The organism is Streptomyces silvisoli (genome assembly GCF_029269905.1).
In the GTDB taxonomy this organism is placed as follows: domain Bacteria; phylum Actinomycetota; class Actinomycetes; order Streptomycetales; family Streptomycetaceae; genus Streptantibioticus_A; species Streptantibioticus_A silvisoli_A.
This window is the reverse complement of the sequence record NZ_JARJBC010000007.1, coordinates 283204-304747: the sequence shown is the minus strand read 5'-3', so window position 1 is coordinate 304747 and position 21544 is coordinate 283204. Positions and strand designations below refer to the sequence as shown.

17 protein-coding genes and 1 rRNA gene are annotated in these 21544 nt (G+C 71.9%); 14 read left to right on the top strand and 4 right to left on the bottom strand.

The annotated features are described in order from the left end of the window. The first annotated feature begins 8 nt into the window (after positions 1 to 8). Positions 9 to 125, top strand: a 5S ribosomal RNA gene (gene rrf, locus P3G67_RS14660). Between the two features lie 5 nt (positions 126 to 130). On the opposite strand, the gene P3G67_RS14655 is transcribed toward rrf, so the two are convergent. Further along, positions 131 to 1000, bottom strand: a complete 870-nt coding sequence (locus tag P3G67_RS14655) for a hypothetical protein (RefSeq protein ID WP_276093882.1) — start codon at positions 998 to 1000, stop codon at positions 131 to 133. A 354-nt stretch (positions 1001 to 1354) separates the two neighbouring features. Here P3G67_RS14655 and P3G67_RS14650 point away from each other — a divergent pair, with 354 nt between their 5' ends. Then, on the top strand, positions 1355 to 2254 hold the full coding sequence (locus P3G67_RS14650; protein WP_391858258.1) for a hypothetical protein: 900 nt from the start codon (positions 1355 to 1357) through the stop codon (positions 2252 to 2254). A 56-nt stretch (positions 2255 to 2310) separates the two neighbouring features. Here P3G67_RS14650 and P3G67_RS14645 read toward each other — a convergent pair whose 3' ends face one another. Beyond that, entirely contained in the window at positions 2311 to 3639 is a 1329-nt protein-coding gene (locus P3G67_RS14645; RefSeq protein ID WP_276093864.1) for a DUF1015 domain-containing protein, read from the bottom strand. A 99-nt stretch (positions 3640 to 3738) separates the two neighbouring features. Between P3G67_RS14645 and P3G67_RS14640 the strand changes: the two genes are divergently transcribed. Beyond that, positions 3739 to 4770: an HAD hydrolase-like protein gene (locus P3G67_RS14640; protein ID WP_276093863.1), complete on the top strand. Its 1032-nt coding sequence runs from the start codon at positions 3739 to 3741 to the stop codon at positions 4768 to 4770. 15 nt (positions 4771 to 4785) lie between these two features. On the opposite strand, the gene P3G67_RS14635 is transcribed toward P3G67_RS14640, so the two are convergent. After that, positions 4786 to 5133, bottom strand: coding sequence for a sterol-binding protein (locus P3G67_RS14635; RefSeq protein ID WP_269856140.1), 348 nt, complete (start codon positions 5131 to 5133; stop codon positions 4786 to 4788). A 240-nt stretch (positions 5134 to 5373) separates the two neighbouring features. On the opposite strand from P3G67_RS14635, the gene P3G67_RS14630 reads away from it, so the two are divergent. From P3G67_RS14630 to P3G67_RS14600, 7 genes are all read left to right on the top strand, one after another. After that, on the top strand, positions 5374 to 6102 hold the full coding sequence (locus P3G67_RS14630; RefSeq protein ID WP_276093862.1) for a histone: 729 nt from the start codon (positions 5374 to 5376) through the stop codon (positions 6100 to 6102). Beyond that, the gene (locus tag P3G67_RS14625; RefSeq protein WP_276093861.1) at positions 6095 to 6412 is read left to right on the top strand and encodes a hypothetical protein; all 318 of its coding nucleotides are present in this window, start codon (positions 6095 to 6097) and stop codon (positions 6410 to 6412) included. The genes P3G67_RS14630 and P3G67_RS14625 overlap by 8 nt, the downstream gene beginning before the upstream one ends. A 7-nt stretch (positions 6413 to 6419) precedes the next feature. Then, positions 6420 to 7235: a TlyA family RNA methyltransferase gene (locus P3G67_RS14620; protein WP_269856142.1), complete on the top strand. Its 816-nt coding sequence runs from the start codon at positions 6420 to 6422 to the stop codon at positions 7233 to 7235. Then, positions 7232 to 8143: an NAD kinase gene (locus P3G67_RS14615; RefSeq protein ID WP_269856143.1), complete on the top strand. Its 912-nt coding sequence runs from the start codon at positions 7232 to 7234 to the stop codon at positions 8141 to 8143. Before P3G67_RS14620 ends, P3G67_RS14615 begins: the two co-directional genes overlap by 4 nt. Before the next feature lie 302 nt (positions 8144 to 8445). Continuing rightward, complete coding sequence (gene recN / locus P3G67_RS14610) at positions 8446 to 10164, top strand: DNA repair protein RecN (RefSeq protein WP_276093880.1); 1719 nt, start codon at positions 8446 to 8448, stop codon at positions 10162 to 10164. A gap of 286 nt (positions 10165 to 10450) precedes the next feature. Next, positions 10451 to 11272, top strand: coding sequence for a hypothetical protein (locus tag P3G67_RS14605; RefSeq protein ID WP_276093860.1), 822 nt, complete (start codon positions 10451 to 10453; stop codon positions 11270 to 11272). A gap of 263 nt (positions 11273 to 11535) precedes the next feature. Continuing rightward, on the top strand, positions 11536 to 12669 hold the full coding sequence (locus P3G67_RS14600; RefSeq protein ID WP_276093859.1) for a glycosyltransferase family 4 protein: 1134 nt from the start codon (positions 11536 to 11538) through the stop codon (positions 12667 to 12669). A gap of 44 nt (positions 12670 to 12713) precedes the next feature. Here the strand turns inward: P3G67_RS14600 and P3G67_RS14595 are convergent, their stop codons facing one another. Further along, the gene (locus P3G67_RS14595) at positions 12714 to 14534 is read right to left on the bottom strand and encodes a glycoside hydrolase family 15 protein (RefSeq protein ID WP_276093858.1); all 1821 of its coding nucleotides are present in this window, start codon (positions 14532 to 14534) and stop codon (positions 12714 to 12716) included. A 560-nt stretch (positions 14535 to 15094) separates the two neighbouring features. Here P3G67_RS14595 and P3G67_RS14590 point away from each other — a divergent pair. The 4 genes from P3G67_RS14590 (at position 15095) to ald (ending at position 21128) form a co-directional block, all read left to right on the top strand. After that, positions 15095 to 16801 carry a CTP synthase gene (locus P3G67_RS14590; RefSeq protein ID WP_391858257.1) on the top strand — a complete coding sequence of 569 codons (1707 nt, stop codon included), beginning with the start codon at positions 15095 to 15097 and terminating at the stop codon, positions 16799 to 16801. A gap of 89 nt (positions 16802 to 16890) precedes the next feature. Then, complete coding sequence (locus P3G67_RS14585) at positions 16891 to 17520, top strand: NUDIX domain-containing protein (protein WP_269856147.1); 630 nt, start codon at positions 16891 to 16893, stop codon at positions 17518 to 17520. Positions 17521 to 17742: 222 nt separating this feature from the next. Continuing rightward, positions 17743 to 19791, top strand: coding sequence for a tetratricopeptide repeat protein (locus tag P3G67_RS14580; RefSeq protein ID WP_276093857.1), 2049 nt, complete (start codon positions 17743 to 17745; stop codon positions 19789 to 19791). 221 nt (positions 19792 to 20012) lie between these two features. Further along, on the top strand, positions 20013 to 21128 hold the full coding sequence (gene ald, locus P3G67_RS14575) for an alanine dehydrogenase (protein ID WP_276093879.1): 1116 nt from the start codon (positions 20013 to 20015) through the stop codon (positions 21126 to 21128). Positions 21129 to 21544 lie beyond the last annotated feature (416 nt).

Genomic DNA, 21544 nt, shown 5'->3' with positions numbered 1-21544 from the left:
CATAGTGTTTCGGTGGTCATAGCGTTAGGGAAACGCCCGGTTACATTCCGAACCCGGAAGCTAAGCCTTTCAGCGCCGATGGTACTGCAGGGGGGACCCTGTGGGAGAGTAGGACACCGCCGAACAATTCTTATGGACCCTCGGTCCCGGCCTGATAGCTGGGGCCGGGGGTCTTTTTGTTTTCCGCCGAGTGCGCAGTCTTCCCGTGAGTACGAGAAACTGGCACTACAGCAGTACGAACCAAGGAGTCACGTCGATGTCCAACTCGTCCGAGGGCCGCTCGGATCGGCCCGAGCGCAGGGAGCGGAGCGCGGGCGCTGGCGACCGGCGCGGGTTCCGTAGCGGTGGGCCGCGCCGTAACGACGAGCGCGGCGGTTTCCGCCGGGACGACCGCCCCGGCTACGACCGGTCGCGGGACAACGGGCGTGACGACCGCCGTGGTGACAGCGGCCGCCGCGACGACCGCCGTGACGAGCGTCCGCGTTACGACCGTCCGCGCCGTAACGACGAGCGCGGCGGTTTCCGCCGCGACGACCGTCCGCGCTACGACCGTCCCCGTGACGACCGCCGCGATGAGCGTCCGCGTTATGACCGTCCGCGTAGGGATGACGAGCGGGGTGGCTTCCGCCGCGACGACCGCCGTGACGAGCGTCCGCGTGACGACCGTCGCGAGGACCGGCCGCGTTTCGACCGTCCGCGCCGTGATGACGAGCGGGGTGGCTTCCGCCGCGACGACCGCCGTGACGAGCGTCCGCGTTATGACCGTCCCCGTGACGACCGTCGCGATGAGCGTCCGCGTTTCGACCGTCCGCGTCGGGATGACGAGCGTGGTGGTTTCCGTCGTGACGAGCGTCCCCGCGACGACCGCCGTGACGAGCGTCCCCGCGGTGATGACGAGCGTGGTGGCTTCCGCCGCGATGACCGTCGCGATGAGCGTCCGCGTTACGACCGTCCCCGTGACGACCGCCGTGACGACCGTCGCGACGAGCGTCCTCGCCATGACCGTCCCCGTGACGACCGTCGCGATGACCGCCGTGACGAGCGTCCGCGTTATGACCGTCCGCGTTATGACCGTCCGCGTCGGGATGACGAGCGGGGTGGCTTCCGCCGCGATGACCGCCGGGACGAGCGCCGCGACGATCGCCGTGGGGACCGTCGCGAGGAGCGGCCCCCTGCGGGCGCCCGCCGTGACGACGAGCGCGGGGCCCGTGGCGGCGGCTACGGGCGCAAGGACGATGAGCGGGGTCGCGAGCGGCGCCCCTACTCGCCGGGGCGCGGCCGGTTCGAGAACCGCGGCCGGGACGAGTCGCGTGAGGAGCGTCAGACCGTCAAGCGGCTGCCGATCCCGGATGACGTGACCGGCCAGGAGATCGACAAGAGCGTCCGGCAGGAGCTGCAGAGCCTGCCGAAGACCCTCGGGGAGGATGTCGCGCGGAACCTGGTCATGGTGGCCCGGCTGCTCGACAGCGACCCGGAGCAGGCGTACGCCTACGCGAAGGTCGCCTTCCGTCTGGCGTCCCGAGTGGCGGCCGTCCGCGAGGCGATGGGCTTCGCGGCGTACTCGACCGCCCGGTACTCCGAGGCACTCGCAGAGTTCCGGGCCGCACGTCGGATGACGGGCAGCGCGGAGCTGTGGCCGGTGATGGCGGACTGCGAGCGTGGCCTCGGGCGCCCGGAGCGGGCGTTGGCCATGGCCGGTGAGCCGGAGGTGCAGAGGCTGGACCGGGCGGGCCAGGTCGAGATGCGGCTGGTCGCCGCGGGCGCCCGGCGCGACATGGGCCAGGCGGACGCCGCCGTCGTGACGCTGCAGAGCTCGGAGCTGGCGTCGAACGCCGTCCACCCGTGGACGGCGCGGTTGCGCTACGCGTACGCGGACGCGCTTCTGGCCGTCGGTCGCGCGGACGAGGCCAGGGAGTGGTTCGGCAAGGCGCTGGAGGCCGACCAGAGCGGCACCACGGACGCCTCGGACCGGCTCGCGGAGCTGGACGGTGTCGAGTTCGTGGACGCCCTCGACCTGTCCGCCGAAGAGGCGGACGAGGTCACCGAGACCGAGGCCGACCGCCCCAGCCCGGATGCCGAGGCCAAGCCGCAAGCGGAAGCCGAGCCCGCCGCTGAGGCGAAGCCGCAGGAGACCCAGGCCACGGACACCGATCCGGAACCGGAACCGCACGCGGAGTCGGAGTCGAAGGAGAACGAGGCGGCGCCGTCCGCCTTCCTGGACGACCCGTTCAAGGAGCCCGGCGAGCAGGCCTGAGCCAGCCGCGGAACAGACGGAAGGGCGCCCCCCCCAGGCGGGGCGCCCTTCCGCGTTCAGCCGAGTTCAAGGCTGCGTAGCACCAGACCGGAAGCCGGTTTGGGACCGAACGAGGTGGACTTGTGCGGCATCATCACCCCCTGCCGTGCCAGTTCCAGCACGGTCGCCTCGGGCACCGGGTGCATCAACACCGCTGTGCCGCCCAGCCGTTCGGCCTGTCGTACCGCGGCCATCGCATCGTGTACGTAGCCGATGTGCTCGGGGGCGTCGGGCACCTGCCAGAGGCGGTCGATCAGGACGCTGTGGAGCACGGTGGCGTCCAGTCGGCGCCAGGCCTCGGGGCGGTCGCCGGGCACTGATTCCTCGATGACGCGCTCGTCGGGGCGGGTGAGCAGGTGGAACGAGCCGTCGCCCGCGAGGAGATAGGTGTTTCCGTCCCTCTTCCTGGTGGCCGCCAGCACGTCCAGGGCGACCGGGAGGGGCCCTGGCACCGTCTCGACCTGGAACACGTCCCGTATCGCCGCCAGCGCCTGTGAGACCGGCATCCGCTGGAGCACCCGGTGAATGGCCCGGACCCGCAGGGGATAGCGCGTGGTGTCCACCAGGAGCACAAGACCGTGGTCCCACGGCCCGGTCGCACCGGTGCGTCGCTGCTCGTCGCGCAGCCGTAGGTAGGTCGCCCAGCGGTGGTGGCCGTCGGCGATCAGGGCCTGCCGGGGAGACAGGTCGGCGTCGACGGCGGCGATCTGCCGGGGATCGGTGATCGCCCACAGCCGGTGCCGGGTGCCGTCCTCGGTCGTGGTGGTCAGCAGCGGCGGCTGCTGCGCGGTGCGCTCCACGAGCCGCGCGGTGACGCTGCCGCCGTGCCCGCCGGAACCGTCGTAGTCGCCGCCCCCGTCGCCGCGGTAGGCGAGCAGCAGGGGTTCCAGGTTGGCGCCGGTGGCCCGCATCAGCCCGGCCCGGTCGGCGACCGGTTCCGGCATCACGTCCTCGTGCGGCAGGACGACGTGCTCGTCGGGGGTGGTCAGCCGCAGCGCGCCGATCAGGCCGCGTTGCAGGCCGGAGACGTCGCTGTACTGCTCGTACACGTACAGCGCCGGTTCCGGATCGGCGGCGAGCACGCCCTCCGCAAGCCAGTGGCGCAGGGTGCGGGCGGCCTGTGCGTGGCGGTCGGCGGGGTCGCCGGACTGCGGGAGGATCAACCGGACGATGTTGTGCGGGTCGGCGGTCTCCAACTGGTGCAGTCCATCGGGCCGGACCACGACGTCGTACGGTGGCGAGGTGACCGCGGACAGGCTGCCGACCCGCTCGGGGACGTAGCGCAGGCCGCGGAACGGCGCGAGCCGTAGACCGCGCGGTTGCGCGGATGGTCCTGGAGTGCTCATCCGAGCATGCTATGTGCCCGACGGCGATCTGTGATCACCGGTTGGGAAGATGCGTCAGAACCGCGCGCGGTGCGCGGCGACACGAGGGAGCGACGAGCGATGAACCGGCAGACCCCGCGGACCCGGCCGAGCGGTAGCGAGCGGCCGTTGCACACGGCCTACGACACCGCCCTGCTGGACCTCGACGGGGTGGTGTACGCGGGCGGCACCGCGATCGCGCACGCCGTCGAGTCGTTGGGCGCCGCACACGACGCCGGTATGCACCTCGCCTACGTCACCAACAACGCGCTGCGCACGCCCGACGCGGTGGCCGGGCACCTGACGGAACTGGGCGTCCCGGCGCAGCCGCAGGACGTGATCACCTCGGCCCAGGCGGTGGCGCGGCTGATCGCGGACGAGGTGCCGTCGGGCTCGAAGGTGCTGGCCATCGGCGGCGAGGGGCTGCGGGTCGCGCTGCGGGAGCGCGGACTGGTGCCGGTGGACTCGGCGGACGACGAGCCGGCCGCGGTGGTGCAGGGCTACGGCGGTCCCGAGCTGGCCTGGGGACGGCTGGCGGAGGCCTCGCTGGCGGTGGCGCGCGGGGTCCCGTGGTACGCGTCCAACACGGACCTGACGATTCCGAGTCCGCGCGGCATCCTGCCCGGCAACGGCGCGGCGGTGGCGGTGGTGCGCATCGCCACCGGCGGGGAACCGAAGGTGGCGGGCAAGCCGCAGCCGCCGATGCACCGGGAAACGATCCTGCGCACCGGTGCGCGGCGGCCGTTGGTGGTCGGCGACCGGCTGGACACCGACATCGAGGGCGCGTACGCCGGCGAGGTGGACTCCTTGCTCGTGTTCACCGGTGTGACCACGCCGGCGCAGCTGGTGGCGGCCGAGCCGCGGCACCGGCCGACGTATCTGGCCGCTGACCTGCGTGGACTGCTCACCACGCAGCCGGACGTCGAGCCCGAGGGCAGGGGCTTCCAGTGCGGAGGTTGGACCGCCTCGGCGGACAGCGACCGGCTGCGCGTCGAGGGTGCGGGAGATCCGTACGACGGGTTGCGGGCGCTGTGCGCGGCGGCCTGGACGGCGGCGGAGGACTCGGCCTGTGAGCTGGACGCGGGCAAGGCGCTGGGGCAGCTGGGCCTGTGACGCCGGAATCGGGTGCTACAGGAGGGAACGCAGGCGCAGCAGGTCGAGCAGGCCGGCCTCCAGCTTGACCCGGCCGCTCGCCCAGGCCTTGGCGAAGTGGATGTCGCCGTTGACCAGTGCCACCAGGTCGTCGCCCGCCATGGACAGGCGGATCTGGGCGCGCTCGGTCGGCGGTCCCGGCACGGTGATCACGTCACGGATGTGGCCGTCCGCGAGACGACCCATGAAGGTGATGTCGAGATCGGTGATCCGGCAGCTCAACGACCGGTCGAGGGCGGCGGCGCTGCGTACGTCGCCCTCGGCCTGGGCGAGGCTCTCCGACAGCCGGTCGAGTGCGCTGCGGCACTCCTCGATGGTCGCCATCGGCGGGGCTGCTCCTGTATCGCTGGTACGTGCTTCGGCGGTGCCCGTGGTGTGGGCACGTACCGGCGACCGTACACCGGTGGACGGGTACGGCGGTCCGACGGTGACCGCCTCCTGGTCCCCGTCGGGGTTCCGCGCGTCTTCCAGGGGATTTCCAGGGGCTTCCGCACGACGGAAGCGGGGTGGCACAGGGTAGCGTCATGACCATCGGCGTCGATGGCGAGGCGAGGAGTGAGGGCATTGCGTGACGCGCTGCGCACCTGTCTGCAGATCGCGGGAGGCTTGACCGAGGCCACCCGACAGCGGGCGGCGGGAGCGGCTCGGGAACTTCTGGACCAAGCCGGGATAGACGTGGAGACGCTCCAGAAGAAGATCGGCGAGCGGATTCCGCCTGAGGTACAGACGCTCGCGGACGAGCTGGTCGCCTCCGGACGCGCCAATCGTGACCTGCTGCTCGGCCTGATCAGGGAAGAGGCCGACAAGACGATGGTCCGGGTCAGCCGTCTCGCGGACGAGGTGACCAAGGTCGGCGTGATCCTGGAGGCGCTGGAGCGCCGGGTACGCAGCCTGGAGGGCGAGCCGGAGGAGACGGCTGCCCCGGCCGAGCCGGCCACACCGCGCGAGCGCGTGCGGGTGGCCGAGGAGCGGCCGCCGGAGACGCCGAAGAAGGCGGCTCCCGCAGCGAAGAAGGCGACCGTCCCCGCGAAGAAGACGGCGGCGAAGAAGACCACGACGAAGAAGACCGCCACCAAGAAGGCGACACCGAAGTCGACAACGACCACCGGTAAGACAACCGCGGCCAAGAAGACAACCGCCGCCAAGAAGGCAACCACGGCGAAGAAGACAACGCCCGCAAAGAAGACAACGCCCGCAAAGAAGTCAACCGCGGCCAAAAAGACAACGACCGCGAAGAAGTCGGCAGCGAGGTCGCCGCAGGCGAAGGGAAGCGGAGGGCCGGGAGATGGCTGACCAGCCGTCCACGCAGGAGCCCGCCGAGGGAGCAACGGAACCGGAGCCGTCCCCCGACACCGCGCCCCGGCCATTCGCCGACGCCGATCCGGAACCGTCCGTCCAACCCTTCGGGGTCACCGTCGAACCGACCGGGAACGCCGAGGTGGACGCGCTGCTGGAACGGCTGGCGGATGCGGACGACCTGCCCACCGAGGGGCACATCGAGGTGTACGAGGATGTACACCGAGGGCTGCGGGACACCCTCACCGCACTTGATTCCCGGCCAGGGCCGCCCGGCCCGAACCAGAGACACGAGGACAGGAGCTGAACCGAGCGTGGCAGGACAGGCAAGACGGCGCCTCGACGCGGAGCTGGTACGCCGTGGACTCGCGCGGTCGCGCGAGCACGCCGCCCAGCTGATCGCCGCGGGGAGGGTGACCGTGGGTGGGGGCACCGCCACCAAGTCCGCCACCCAGGTGGAGACCAGCGCCGCGCTGGTCGTCGCGAAGGACGAGAGCGACCCCGAGTACGTGTCCCGTGGCGGACACAAACTCGCGGGCGCGCTGGCCGCGTTCACCCCGCGAGGACTGAGCGTCGAGGGCCGCCGCTGCCTGGACGCGGGGGCGTCGACCGGCGGCTTCACCGATGTGCTGCTGCGTGCCGGGGCGGCGCACGTGGTCGCGGTGGACGTGGGCTACGGTCAACTCGCCTGGTCGTTGCAGAGCGACGAGCGGGTCACCGTCAAGGACCGTACGAACGTACGCGAGTTGACGCTGGAGCAGATCGACGGTGAGCCGGTGGGCGTGGTCGTCGGCGACCTGTCGTTCATCCCGCTCGGGCTCGTGCTGCCCGCGCTGGTGCGGTGCAGTGCGCCGGACGCGGACCTGGTGCTGATGGTCAAGCCGCAGTTCGAGGTGGGCAAGGAGCGGCTGGGCAGCGGTGGGGTGGTACGGAGCCCGCAACTGCGGGCCGAGGCGGTGCGGGGGGTGGCCGCGCAGGCGGCCGAGCTGGGGCTCGGGGTGCTCGGGGTGACCGCCAGCCCGTTGCCCGGGCCGTCGGGCAATGTCGAATATTTTCTGTGGCTGCGTGCCGGGGCGCCAGAACTCGACCCGGCGGATGTGGATCGAGCCGTAGCGGAGGGGCCTCGTTGAGCGGATCGAATACGTCGGGCGAACGCACCGTCTTCCTGCTGGCGCACACCGGACGTCCGGCGGCCGTGCGCAGCGCCGAGCGCGTCGTACAGGGGTTGCTGCGCTGCGGGATAGGCGTACGGATCCTCGCGGAGGAGGCGGTCGATCTGCCGTTGCCGCCGTCGGTGGACGTGGTGGAGTCCCGGCAGGACGCGGTGGACGGCTGTGAGCTGCTGATCGTGCTCGGCGGTGATGGAACGCTGCTGCGCGGTGCGGAGTTCGCGCGGGCGTCCGGGGTGCCGATGCTCGGGGTGAACCTCGGACGGGTGGGCTTCCTGGCGGAGGCCGAGCGTGACGACCTCGACAAGGTCGTGGACCGGGTGGTCACCCGGGCCTACGAGGTCGAGGAGCGGATGACGCTGGACGTCCTGGTCCGGGAGAACGGCACCGTGGTGCACACCGACTGGGCGCTCAACGAGGCGTCGGTCGAGAAGGCGGCACGGGAGCGGATGCTGGAGGTCGTCACGGAGGTGGACGGGAGGCCGGTGACCGGCTTCGGCGGCGATGGTGTGGTATGTGCGACGCCGACCGGTTCGACCGCTTATGCCTTCTCGGCCGGGGGGCCGGTGGTGTGGCCGGAGGTGGAGGCGCTGCTGATGGTGCCGATCAGCGCGCACGCGCTGTTCGCCAAACCGCTGGTGACGTCACCGCGTTCGGTACTGGCTGTGGAGGTCCAGCCGAAGACGCCGCACGGCGTGCTGTGGTGTGACGGTCGTCGCACGGTTCCGCTTCCAGCGGGGGCGCGGGTCGAGGTACGGCGAGGGGCTGTGCCGGTGCGGTTGGCACGGCTGCACCACGCTTCGTTCACCGATCGGCTCGTCGCCAAGTTCGCGTTGCCGGTGGCCGGTTGGCGGGGCGCCCCGCAATAGCGCAGGCCGGGTTGGCGGTGAGAAGGCGTTTCGGGGCGACCCCGGCCGCCTTCTTCCCCCCTATCCACCCGCAAGCGCAGGAACCGGCGTAAGGGGGTGGGTCGGGGGTGTCCCCGCAGCGACCCCGCGAAGCACCGCAACCGTGGAGTCAACCTGGAGCGAGGAGACACCCCCGACCCACCCCCGCCCCCCGAAAGCACAGTGCGCAACGTCAAGCCAGCGGTGGGGGCAACAGGGGGGAGGGTGGGCGTACCCCCACGCACCCCAGGCGGAGCCGTATCCTCAGACCCGTGCTGGAGGAGATGCGGATACGTTCCCTGGGCGTCATCGACGATGCCGTGGTCGAGTTGTCACCGGGCTTCACGGCGGTGACCGGCGAGACCGGCGCGGGCAAGACGATGGTCGTCACCAGCCTCGGCCTGCTGCTCGGCGGCCGTGCCGATGCCGCGCTGGTGCGGATCGGCGCGAAGTCGGCCGTCGTCGAGGGGCGGATCACCGTCGTCCCCGACGCGCCGGCGGCGGTGCGGGCCGAGGAGGCCGGGGCCGAGCTGGATGACGGCGCGCTGCTGGTGAGCCGGACCATCTCGGCGGAGGGCCGGTCCCGCGCGTACGTCGGCGGCCGTTCCGTACCCGCCGCACTGCTCGGTGAGCTGGCCGACGACCTGGTCGCGGTGCACGGCCAGACCGACCAGCAGGGCCTGCTGCGTCCCGCCCGGCAGCGGGCGGCGCTGGACCGGTACGCGGGCGAGGCGGTCGCCGTACCGCTGGCGAAGTACGCGTCCGCCTACCGTCGGCTGCGTGATGTCAGCGCCGAGTTGGACACCCTGACGACCAGGGCACGGGAGCGGGCGCAGGAAGCGGATCTGCTGCGCTTCGGCCTGGACGAGATCGCCGCCGCCGAGCCGCTGCCCGGCGAGGACGCCGAACTCGCCGCCGAGGCCGAGCGGTTGGGCCACGCTGAGGCGCTGGCGTCGGCGGCCTCCGCCGCGCACACCGCGCTCGCCGGGAACCCGGAGGATCCCGAGGGCGTGGACGCCACCACGCTGGTGGCGGGGGCGAGCCGGGCCCTGGAGTCCGTGCGCTCACACGATCCGGCGCTGGCCGCACTTGCCGACCGGATGAGCGAGATCGGGATCCTGCTGGCCGACGTGGCGGGCGAGCTGGCCGGTTACGCGGACAACCTGGACGCTGATCCGCGGCGGCTCGCGGCGGTCGAGGAACGGCGCTCGGTGCTGGCCCACCTCACCCGTAAGTACGGCGAGGACATCGCCTCGGTGCTGGCCTGGGCCGAGCAGGGCTCCGCGCGGCTGGCCGAACTGGACGGTGACGACGACCGGATCGAGGCGCTGACGGCGGAACGCGACGCGCTGCGGGCCGAACTCGGCGAGCTGGCACAGGCGTTGACGGACGCGCGGACGGCGGCGGCAGATCGGTTCGCCCAGGCGGTGACCGCCGAGCTGGCCGAGCTGGCGATGCCGCATGCCCGTATCACGGTGGAGATCCACCAGGTCGAGGATCCGGACGGCATCGAGGTCGGCGGCCGGAACGTGGCCTTCGGGGCGAACGGCGCCGACGAGGTGGAACTGCACCTCGCCCCGCACCCGGGAGCACCGGCGCGGCCGATCGCCAAGGGCGCTTCGGGCGGTGAGCTGTCGCGGGTGATGCTCGCCGTGGAGGTCGTGTTCGCCGGGTCCGATCCGGTGCCTACGTATCTGTTCGACGAGGTGGACGCGGGCGTCGGCGGCAAGGCGGCGGTGGAGGTCGGCCGCCGACTGGCCAGACTGGCGAGGACCGCGCAGGTCATCGTGGTCACGCACCTGCCGCAGGTGGCGGCCTTCGCCGACCGGCAGTTGCTGGTGGAGAAGACGAATGACGGTTCGGTGACCCGCAGCGGCGTCAGGGTGCTGGACGGTGAGGAGCGGGTCCGCGAACTGTCGCGAATGCTGGCGGGGTTGGAGGATTCGGACACCGCCCGCGCCCACGCGGAGGAACTTCTGGAGGCGGCGCGCGCCGGGCGGTGACCGTAGCGACCGCCCGGGAGGGAGTGTGACCACCACCGGCGCGGGCGGCGCACCCCGGCACGTACCCGTACCCGGCGCCGACGGCGCGGGCGGCGGACTCCGCGGCGGTACGCGACCCCGACCGGCGCGGAGCGGCGCCCCCGCCTCCCGTGCCCCGGGAAAGCCGCCCGGCGTGGCGGTGTACCCCGCCACGCCCCCCGTGCCTACGCGAAGCGACCGCGGCGGATGGCGGACAATGGGGGTGGCCGCTCGGGGGTGGTCGAGAAGCAGTCAGCGGAGGGGGTCCATGGTGTTCAGCTCGGGGCGGGTACCGGGCGCGCTCGTGGCGGCGGGCGCCACACGAGGCGTCTACCGGACGCTGCGGGCCAAGCCGCCCGGCGGTTCGGCCCGTTGGCAGCGGAAGAACCACGCGGGTCGCACCGTGGACCTGCACGGCGGGCTGGCCGTGGCCGCGGGGGTGGCGCTGGCCACCGCGGTGACCCCGGGCCTGCCGTCGCGTACCCGTGCCGCCGCGCTGCTGGCCACCGCCGCGGCGGCGGCCTGCGGAGCCTACGACGACCAGGCGGGGTCGGCGGCCGAGCGCGGCCTGCGCGCCCATCTGCGGGCGCTCGCCGAGGGCCGGGTCACCTCGGGCGCGGTCAAACTGCTGGGGATCGGCGCGGCGGGGCTGGCCGCGGGCGCGCTGATCGCCAGACGGCCGGTGGACGTGGCGCTGGCCGGGGTGGTCGTCGCGGGCAGCGCGCATCTGGTGAACCTGCTGGACGTCGCACCGGGCCGGGCGGCCAAGGCGGTGCTCGCCGCCGGTGCGCCCGGGGTGCTGCGGGGCGGCCCGGCGGGCACGCTGGCCGTCGCGCCGGTGGCCGCCGCGGCGGCGGTGCTCGCGGACGACCTCCGGGAACGCACCATGCTCGGTGACACGGGCGCCCATGCGCTGGGCGCGGCGCTCGGTGTCTCGATCGTGACCGCGAACGGCCGCACCGGCCGGGCGCTGCACGCGGCGGTGCTGCTCGCGCTGGCGGCGGTCGGCGACCGGGTGAGTTACGGCGACGCGCTGTGGACTGCCCCTGGAATACGGGAAGTTGACACCTGGGGGCGTCTTCCGTGCTGACGGCGGCTTTTCGCCATTAAGGCGGCGGCTGGCCCCACACCCACTCATATGGGTGATCCCGTACCACCGCGTACCCCCACCAGCGGGGGAGCGGCCCTCGTACTGTCGGCCCCTGCTGGCATCCTGGAACCGCAAGCCCGCGAACCCGAACGCCGATCAACCCGTCCGCACAGGAACACCCAGATGCGAACGGGTGTGCGCACGTCATCGTTCCGTACGTTCAACCAGCGAAGCATGCCGCCGACCCAGGAGCCGTACCCCGCGTGAGCAGCAGTCAGACCCCGTCGTACGGGCCGTTGCACGCCGTGCAGGTGCTCGGCGCGACGGCCGGTGCGCATGTCAGCTCGCTGGCCGGCGGGCTGGTGGCACGCGGGGTGGACGTGACGGTGTGCGGACCGGCCGAGGCGGCGGAGGCGTACGGATTCGCCGCTACCGGCGCCCGGTACACCCCGGTGGAGATCGGTGGCAGGCCGTCCCCGCGCGCCGACGCGCTGGCCGTCGCCGCGCTACGGGCCGCCTGTGCCCGCGCCGATGTGATCCACGCGCACGGACTGCGCGCGGCTCTGCTGGCCTCGCTGGCCGTCCCCGCGCCCAGGCGCCCGGCGCTGGTGGTCAGTTGGCACGGCGCCGAGCCGGCCTCGGGCAGCCGCGGGGGCCTGCTGCGGCTGCTGGAACGACGGGTGGCCAGGGCCGCCACCGTGGTGCTCGGCACCTCGTCCGAACTTGTCGACCAGGTACGGAGGTTGGGCGCCCGGGATGCCCGGTTGGCACCGGTCGCGCTGCCCGGACCGCGGCTGGATCCGGAGCGGCCCGGCGCCGACCCGGAGTGCGCCCGGCAGAAGCGGCGGGCCGAACTCGGCGCGGTGGACCGGCCGTTGCTGCTGGCCGTCGGCCGACTGGAACCGCACAAGGGATACGACCTGCTGCTGGACGCCGCCCGCGACTGGCGGTTCCTGGAACCGCCGCCGCTGGTCGCCGTCGCGGGCGAGGGCGGCTGCCGGCCGGCGCTACAGCACCGGATCGACACGGAGGACCTGCCGGTCCGGCTGCTGGGGCGGCGCGACGACATCGCCGAACTCCTCGCGGCGGCCGATCTGGTGGTGCTGCCCAGCCGTTGGGAGTCCCGGCCGCTGATCGCCGAGGAGGCACTGCACGCCGGAGTGCCGCTGGTCGCCACGGCGGTCGGCGGCATCCCCGAACTGGTCGGCGACGCCGCCGCGCTCGTGCCGCACGGCGACGCGAGGGCCTTCGGCCGGGCGGTCACCACACTGCTCGCCGACCCGGACCGCCGAGCCCGACTGGCCGCCGAAGGTCGGGTACAGGCGGCCACTTGGCCCAGCGAGGACGACACCGTCGCCCAAGTCCTCAGCGTCTACGACGAGTTGCGGGCGGGCTAGCCTCCGCCCGCTGCGCGCGGGTACGGGGCCGGCCGCGAGCAGGGTCAGCCCCCGTACGCGCCGGAGGCGGTCAGCCGCAGGGCCGTGTCGATCAGCGGCACGTGGCTGAACGCCTGCGGGAAGTTGCCCACCTGCCGTTGCAGCCTGGGGTCCCACTCCTCCGCGAGCAGTCCGAGGTCGTTGCGCAGCGACAGCAGCTTTTCGAACAGCTGCCGCGCCTCGTCCACCCGGCCGATCATCGCCAGGTCGTCCGCCAGCCAGAACGAGCAGGCCAGGAACGCGCCCTCGTCGCCAGGAAGTCCGTCCACGCCCGCGTGCGCGCCCTCGGTCGGATAGCGCAGCACGAAGCCGCCCTCGACGGTCAGCTCCTTCTGGATCGCCTCGATGGTCCCGATGACCCGCTTGTCGTCCGGCGGAAGGAAGCCGACCTGCGGGATCAGCAGCAGCGAGGCGTCCAGTTCCCTGGAGCCGTAGGACTGGGTGAAGGTGTTGCGGTCCTTGTCGTAGCCCTTCTCGCACACGTCCCGGTGGATCTCGTCGCGCAGCTCGCGCCAGCGCTCCAGCGGCCCGTCCACCTCGCCGGACTCGATCAGCTTGACCGTGCGGTCCACCGCGACCCAGGCCATCACCTTGGAGTGCACGAAGTGGCGGCGCGGCCCGCGCACCTCCCAGATGCCCTCGTCCGGCTCCTGCCAGTGGTCCTCCAGGTACCGGATCAGCTTCAGCTGGAGCAGGCTCGCGTAGTCGTTGCGGGCCAGACCGGTCATCAGCGCCAGGTGCAGCGCCTCGCTGACCTCGCCGTAGACGTCGAGCTGGAGCTGGCGCACCGCGCCGTTGCCCACCCGTACCGGCTGGGAGCCCTCGTAGCCGGGCAGCCAGGTCAGCTCGGTCTCGCCCAACTCCCGTTCGCCCGCGATCCCGTACATGATCTGCAGGTTCTCCGGGTCGCCGGCCACCGCGCGCAGCAGCCACTCGCGCCAGGCGCGGGCCTCCTCGCGGTAGCCGGTGCGCAGCAGCGACGACAGGGTGATCGCCGCGTCCCGCAGCCAGGTGAAGCGGTAGTCCCAGTTCCGTACGCCGCCGATGTCCTCCGGCAGCGAGGTGGTGGGCGCGGCGACGATCCCGCCGGTCGGGCCGTAGGTCAGCGCCTTCAACGTGATCAGCGAGCGGATGACGGCGTCCCGGTAAGGGCCGTGGTACGTGCAGTGGTCGACCCAGTCGCGCCAGAACTGCTCGGTGGCCTCCAGGGAGGTCTCCGGGTCCGGCATCGCGGGCGGCTGGTGGTGCGAGGGCTGCCAGCTGATGGTGAACGCGATCCGCTCGCCGGGGGAGACGGTGAAGTCGGCGAAGGTCGTCAAGTCCTTGCCGTAGGTGGGGCATTCGGTGTCCAGCCACACCGAGTCGGGACCGGCCACCGCGACCGTGCGGCCCTCGGCTGCCTGCGGGTCGTCGACCCGGTGCACCCACGGCACCACCGCGCCGTAGGAGAAGCGCATCCGCAGCGCGGAGCGCATCGGCACCCGGCCGCTGACCCCCTCCACGATCCGGATCAGCTGCGGGGCGCCGTCACGCGGCGGCATGAAGTCGATGATCCGCACCGTGCCGCGCGGGGTGTCCCACTCCGACTCCAGCACCAGGGAGTCACCGCGGTATCGGCGGCGCGTCGCGGTCGGCGGCTGCGCGCCCTGCGGATACGCCGGGCCGAGCCGCCAGTAGCCGTGTTCATCGTCGCCGAGCAGCCCCGCGAAGACCGCGGGGGAGTCGAAACGGGGCAGGCACAGCCAGTCGGCCGTGCCGTCCCGGCAGACCAGGGCGGCGGTCTGCATGTCGCCGATGAGTGCGTAGTCCTCGATGCGCCCGGCCACGTACATCTCCAGTCGAACAGCTTGAACCGTCCCGAGGGACGTTCGAATTCCAGGTCTGGCGTATTCGACGAACCTGGCTCCGGTGCTCCCTTGTCCCGTGATGCGCCCCTTTGGTGGTTATACGCGTGGGGCGGTGTCACGGTTCGGGAGCGGGCGGGGATGATGCCGTGCCGGCCGGCTCGCTATGGCCCCTTCCTGCGCCGAACACGACGGCAGAAGAGAGTGTCCGAGCAGAATACGACGTTGGACGGGGGGCGCGTGCGTTCTCGTGACGGCCGATTTCGGCCGGTCGGGTGAGCCGTGCGCCCAGCGCGACAAGGTGACCGCACGCCGTGAACGACACCCCGGTCCGCGGTGAGCCGAGGTGCGCCTCGGGCGGCGGCCCGCGCCGGTACGCGTCCGGTCCGCGAGGGCGGCTCCCGTGCCGCCGAACGCGGTCGGGCCCAGCCGCTGATACGCTGGTAGCCCGTGGGCCGGTGGGTTGAACCACTGAACCGCCTCGACGGCTCCACCCCACACCGGGCCGTCGATCCTCACCTCGCGACCACGGGAGCCCCCTCTTGGCACTGCCTCATCCTGGCAAAAACCAGACGACCAAGCACATCTTCGTCACCGGGGGTGTGGCCTCGTCGCTCGGCAAGGGGCTGACGGCCTCCAGCCTCGGCGCCCTGCTCAAGGCGCGCGGCCTGCGGGTCACCATGCAGAAGCTCGACCCGTACCTGAACGTCGACCCCGGAACGATGAACCCGTTCCAGCACGGTGAGGTGTTCGTCACCAACGACGGCGCCGAGACCGATCTCGACATCGGCCACTACGAGCGGTTCCTCGACGTCGACCTGGACGGTTCGGCGAACGTCACCACCGGCCAGGTCTACTCCTCGGTGATCGCCAAGGAGCGGCGCGGTGAGTACCTGGGCGACACCGTGCAGGTGATCCCCCACATCACCAACGAGATCAAGTCCCGGATCCGGCGGATGGCCACCGACGACGTCGACGTGGTCATCACCGAGGTCGGCGGCACCGTCGGCGACATCGAGTCGCTGCCGTTCCTGGAGTCGGTGCGCCAGGTCCGGCACGAGGTAGGCCGGGACAACGTGTTCTTCGTGCACGTCTCCCTGCTGCCGTACATCGGCCCGTCCGGCGAGCTGAAGACCAAGCCGACGCAGCACTCGGTCGCGGCGCTGCGCAACATCGGCATCCAGCCGGACGCGATCGTGCTGCGCGCCGACCGCGAGGTGCCGACCGCCATCAAGCGCAAGATCTCGCTGATGTGCGACGTGGACGAGGACGCGGTGGTCGCCGCGATCGACGCCAAGTCGATCTACGACATCCCCAAGGTGCTGCACGGCGAGGGCCTGGACGCCTATGTGGTGCGCCGTCTCGACCTGCCGTTCCGGGACGTGGACTGGACGCAGTGGGACGACCTGCTGGACCGGGTGCACAATCCCGCCCACGAGGTGACGGTCGCGCTGGTCGGCAAGTACATCGACCTGCCGGACGCCTATCTGTCGGTGACCGAGGCGCTGCGCGCGGGCGGGTTCGCCAACAACACCCGGGTGAAGGTCAAGTGGGTCACCTCGGACGACTGCCGTGACGCGGCCGGTGCCGAGCGGCAGCTGGCGGACGTGGACGCGGTCTGCGTGCCCGGTGGCTTCGGCGACCGTGGTGTGGAGGGCAAGGTCGCGGCCATCGCGTACGCCCGGGAGAACAGGATCCCGCTGCTGGGTCTGTGCCTCGGCCTGCAGTGCGTGGTCATCGAGGCGGCCCGAAACCTGGCCGGGATCAAGGACGCCAACTCCACCGAGTTCGACTCGGCGACCGCGCATCCGGTGATCTCCACGATGGCCGAGCAACTCGACATCGTCGAGGGCAAGGGCGACCTGGGCGGCACCATGCGGCTGGGCATCTACCCGGCCAAGCTGGCCGAGGGCTCCATCGTCCGCGAGGTCTACGGCGGCGAGCCGTACGTGGAGGAGCGGCACCGCCACCGCTACGAGGTCAACAACTCCTACCGCGCGGAGCTGGAGAAGAAGGCCGGCATCCTCTTCTCCGGCACCTCGCCGGACAACAAGCTGGTGGAGTACGTGGAGTACCCGCGTGAGGTGCACCCGTACCTGGTCGCCACCCAGGCGCACCCGGAGCTGAAGTCCCGGCCGACCCGTCCGCACCCGCTGTTCGCGGGCCTGGTCGCGGCGGCGGTCCGCCGCCAGCAGGGCGCCGACGCCGTCACCGGGCCGGTGAAGGAGCAGGCCAAGGCGAAGGCCTGACCCGATCGAACGGGGTGCCGGGGTGACCACGTACGCGTGGTCGCCCCGGCACCGCCGTTCCACCCCGATCGCGGAGGAACCGAAGATCCATGCATGATTCCGTTATCCACGACATCTCCGAGGAGTGGCCGGTTTCGGCCACCGAGACTCCTTTCACCGGCCGGGTGACCGGTGTGCGCAGCGATCTGGTGACGATGCCCGACGGCAGCACCGCCCGACGCGACTACCAGACCCACCCCGGCTCCGTCGCCGTCGTCGCGTTGGACGGGGACGGCCGGGTGCTGGTGCTGCGGCAGTACCGGCATCCGGTGCGGCAGCGCTTGTGGGAGCTCCCGGCCGGGCTGCTGGATGTGCCCGGCGAGCATCCGCTGCACGCCGCGCAGCGGGAGCTGTACGAGGAGGCGCACGTCAAGGCGGCGGACTGGCGGGTGCTGGTGGACATCTACAGCACGCCGGGCGGCTCGACCGAGGCGATCCGGATCTTCCTCGCCCGTGATCTCGCGGACGCCGAGGGCGAGCGGTTCGCGGCCTCGGCGGAGGAGGCCGAGTTCGAGTACGCCCGGGTCCCGCTGGACGAGCTGGTGCGCGGGGTGATCGCCGGTGAACTACACAACTCCTGCCTGGCAGTTGGCGTACTGGCCCTCCAGGCGGTGCTGAACGGCGACGGCGTGGACGCCCTGCGTCCGGCCGACGCCCCGTGGCCCGCCCGCCCGTTCTGACGGGGGTTCGGGGGCGAAGCCCCCGACATCCCTCCCGGGTGCCGAGGGGGCGAAGCCCCCGACAATCCGAGATCACCCGCAGGTGGCGCTGGGCACGAACCCCCATGATCCGATGGAGTGATCATCACAGCGGGTTGCGGCGAACGCCCCGGGAAGGGGCTCGTATCCTCCTGTGTACGCGCGGCATGCGCCGCGTGACACAGAAAACGGGAGTGTGGCCCCGTGGCGGATCGCGCGCTGACCGTACGGACAGGCGCCTGTGCGCTGCCCGCGGTGCCGTCGTACTTCGTCGGACGCCGCCGTGAGCTACGGGAACTGCGCGCCGACATCGGCCGCCCCGGGCTCGCCGCGCTGCGCGGCAAGGACCACGGCGGCTGTCGGGTGCTGCTGGTCGCGGGCCGCCCGGGCTCCGGCCGTACCGCGTTGGCCGTGCGGCTCGCCCACGAGGTCGCCGACCAGTACCCCGACGGCCGGTACTTCGTACGGCTGACCGGCGGTGACGGCGAGCCGGTGCAGTCCATCCGCGTCGCGCGTACCGTGCTGAGGGCGCTGGGCGAGACCGGCGCCGTGGCGGACGGCGCGGCGGAGGCCGAGGATCCGGTCGCCGTGCTGCGTACCGCGCTCGCCGGGCGCCGGGTGCTGATGGTGCTGGACGACGTGGTGACCGCCGACCAGGTGCTGCCGTTGCTGCCGCCGGGCGGCGGCCTGGTGATCGCCACCTCGGAGGGGCCGCTCGCGGCGATCCCGGATGTGCGGCCGTGCACCCTGGGCGGGCTCGACTCCGCCACGTCGGTCGAACTGCTCGCCGCGCTCGTCGGCTCCACGCGGGTCACCTGCGACCCCACCGCCGCCGAGGCGCTCGCCCAGGAGTGCGAGGGCGATCCCACCGCGCTGTGGCTGACGTCCGGATGGCTCACCGCCCGGCCGGGGATGTCGGTGACCGACGCGGTCAAGGCGCTGCACGCGCTTCCCGGGGACGGCGCCCCCCGTACGCCCGTCGACCAGGCCTTCCAGTTGGTGCTGAGTGGGTTGCCGCAACCGGTGGCCCGCTTGGTGCGGCTGCTGGCGCTGGCGCCGGACGGCGTGGTGGACGCGCACACCGCGTCCGCGCTGGCGGGCTTCCCGCTGAGCACCGCCAAGGCGGTGCTGCGGGAACTGCTCGACTACGGACTGCTGAACCCTGAAGTCCCGCTCGGCTCACGGGAGTTGACCGAGGAGGACACGCCGTATCGCGTTCCGGGCTGCCTGCGCCCGCTGCTACGGGAGCGGCTGGACGCGGACGAACGCCCGGCCGAGGTACGGCTGGCCAGGGCCCGGATGCTGGAGCGCACCGTGCGGCGGTTGCGGTCCTGCCGGGCCGCCGCGGAACCGGTCGGTTCGCCGGCCCGCCGCAAGGTCGAGGAGCTGCCCCGGCCGCTGCGGTTCGGCTCGCCCGCGGTGGCCGCGGGTTGGCTGGGCGGGCGGCTGCCGGTGCTGCTGGCCGCCGCGCGTGCCGCGGTGGCCGACGGTGAACTCGACACGCTGGCACAGCGGTTGATCGCCGGGCTGATCAGGGCGCTGGACGCGCACCGCGCCGACACCGAGGCGCTGCCGGAGCTGTACGAGCTGCACGGCCTGCTGCTGGAAGTCGCCGAGCGGCGCGCGCTGCCTCGGCAGAAGGCCGCCGCGCTGATCAACCTCGCCGATCTGGACACCGCCGCCGGGCGAACGAAGCAGGCACTGGAGCGCTACCGCACCGCACTGGACGCCGCCAGGTCCGGCGACGACGGCTTCGCCGCGGGCCGTGCGCTGGAGGCGCTGGGCGACAGCTATCTGGACCTGGACGATCCGCAGCGCGCGGCGGACTGGTACGGCCGGGCGCTCGCGCTGCGCCAGTCCCGGGGCGAGTTCGCCGAGCAGGCCAGGCTGCACGCCCGGCTGGCGCGGCTGCACACCCGCACCGGTCAGTACCCGGCCGCGCTGCGCGAGTGGCGGGCGGCCGGTGCCGCTCACCGCAGACTGCGTGACGCGTCCGGGTACGCGATGGCGTTGGGCGAGGCGGCCGGGGTGCAGGAGGTCGCCGGGCAGCCGGAGGAGTCGCTGCGCACCTACCGGGACGCGCTGCACTGGGCGCGGCAGGCGGCGGACGCGCCGGTGGAGGGCACGGTGCTGTTGCGGATGGCCGACACCCTGGAACGGCTGGGCGATCCGGCCGGGGCGAGGTTGCAGCGGGCGGCGGCGGAGGAGTTGCTGGGCCGTGGACCCGGGCGTGGTGACCCCGGTGACCAGTGATCCGGCCGGGGGAGTGTCCGTCCGTAACCGGACCGCCACACCTACGAATCTGCCAATGCCTTCAGCGAAAATAGTCACTTTGTAAGGCTAGACAGCGCGTCTTCCTTCATTAGACTTGACCCAGCCGCGGGCAACGCGGTCAGGTCCGGCGTGTGACGTTATAGCGCGCCATGTCCGGACAGGCATCTGCATCTCTTTCTGAGCCAAGGACCGTGATCGACGTGAAGGTCGGTATCCCCCGCGAAGTCAAGAACAACGAGTTCCGGGTCGCCATCACCCCGGCCGGGGTGCACGAGTTGGTGCGCAACGGGCACCAGGTATTCGTTGAGCAGGGCGCCGGCACCGGCTCCTCCATCACGGACGAGGAGTACCTCGCGGCCGGCGCGCGCATCCTCGGCACCGCCGACGAGGTCTGGGCCACCGCGGACCTGCTGCTGAAGGTCAAGGAGCCGATCGCGGAGGAGTACCACCGCCTTCGCAAGGACCAGACCCTCTTCACCTACCTGCACCTGGCCGCCTCCCGCGAGTGCACCGACGCCCTGCTGGAGTCCGGCACCACCGCCATCGCCTACGAGACCGTGGAGCTGGCCAACCGGGCGCTGCCGCTGCTCGCCCCCATGTCCGAGGTCGCGGGTCGGCTCGCCCCGCAGGTCGGCGCCTACCACCTGATGCGCCACTGCGGCGGTCGCGGCGTGCTGCCGGGCGGTGTCCCGGGTGTGGCTCCCGCCAAGGCCGTCGTCATCGGCGGTGGCGTCTCCGGCTGGAACGCCACGCAGATCGCCGTCGGCATGGGCTTCGACGTGACCCTGCTCGACCGCGACATCAACAAGCTGCGCGAGGCCGACCGGATCTTCGGCACGAAGGTCAGGACCGTCGTCTCCAACTCCTACGAGCTGGAGAAGGCCGTCCTCGACGCCGACCTGGTCATCGGCGCGGTCCTCATCCCGGGCGCCAAGGCGCCGAAGCTGGTCACCAACGAGATGGTCTCGCGGATGAAGCCGGGCTCCGTCCTCGTCGACATCGCGATCGACCAGGGCGGCTGCTTCGAGGACTCGCGTCCCACCACGCACGCCGAGCCGACCTTCCAGGTGCACAACTCGGTCTTCTACTGCGTCGCCAACATGCCGGGCGCGGTGGCCAACACCTCCACCAACGCGCTCACCAACGCCACGCTGCCGTACATCATCGAGCTGGCCAACCGCGGCTGGCGCGAGGCGCTGCGCCGGGACGCCGCGCTGGCCAAGGGCCTCAACACCCACGAGGGCCAGGTCGTTTACCCGTCCGTCGCCGAGGCGCACGGACTGGAGTCGATCGACCTCAGCACGCTGCTGGGCTGACCACGCCCCCTCGGCCCCGGCTGCTGTCGGGGCTTGCAGTAGCAGTCAGTTGGCGAGCACATCCCGTCAACCTCCATCAAAAGCATGTCACCGGCCGGGCCTTGTCCAACAAGGTCCGGCCGGTCCACTTCCCATGGGCTTTGTGGGGATGGTTTCGTTGATAGCGTAACTGGCCCGGAACATAACTGTTTTACCGTTTCGCCCACCCGCGAAAGATCCCGGTTGCGCTCCTTACGCCCTTGACATCGGGGTGTTCGGTTGCCGACACATCGTGCCGTGTCCGGTGGATTGTGTTGCTGCGAACGGTCGACACGCCATAGAGTCGCCAACCGTCGGCATGGTGTCACGCTGACCTATTGAGAAGTTTCCTGGTCACCAAGGAGGTAAGACGACTTGTGAATGAGTCGACATTTGCT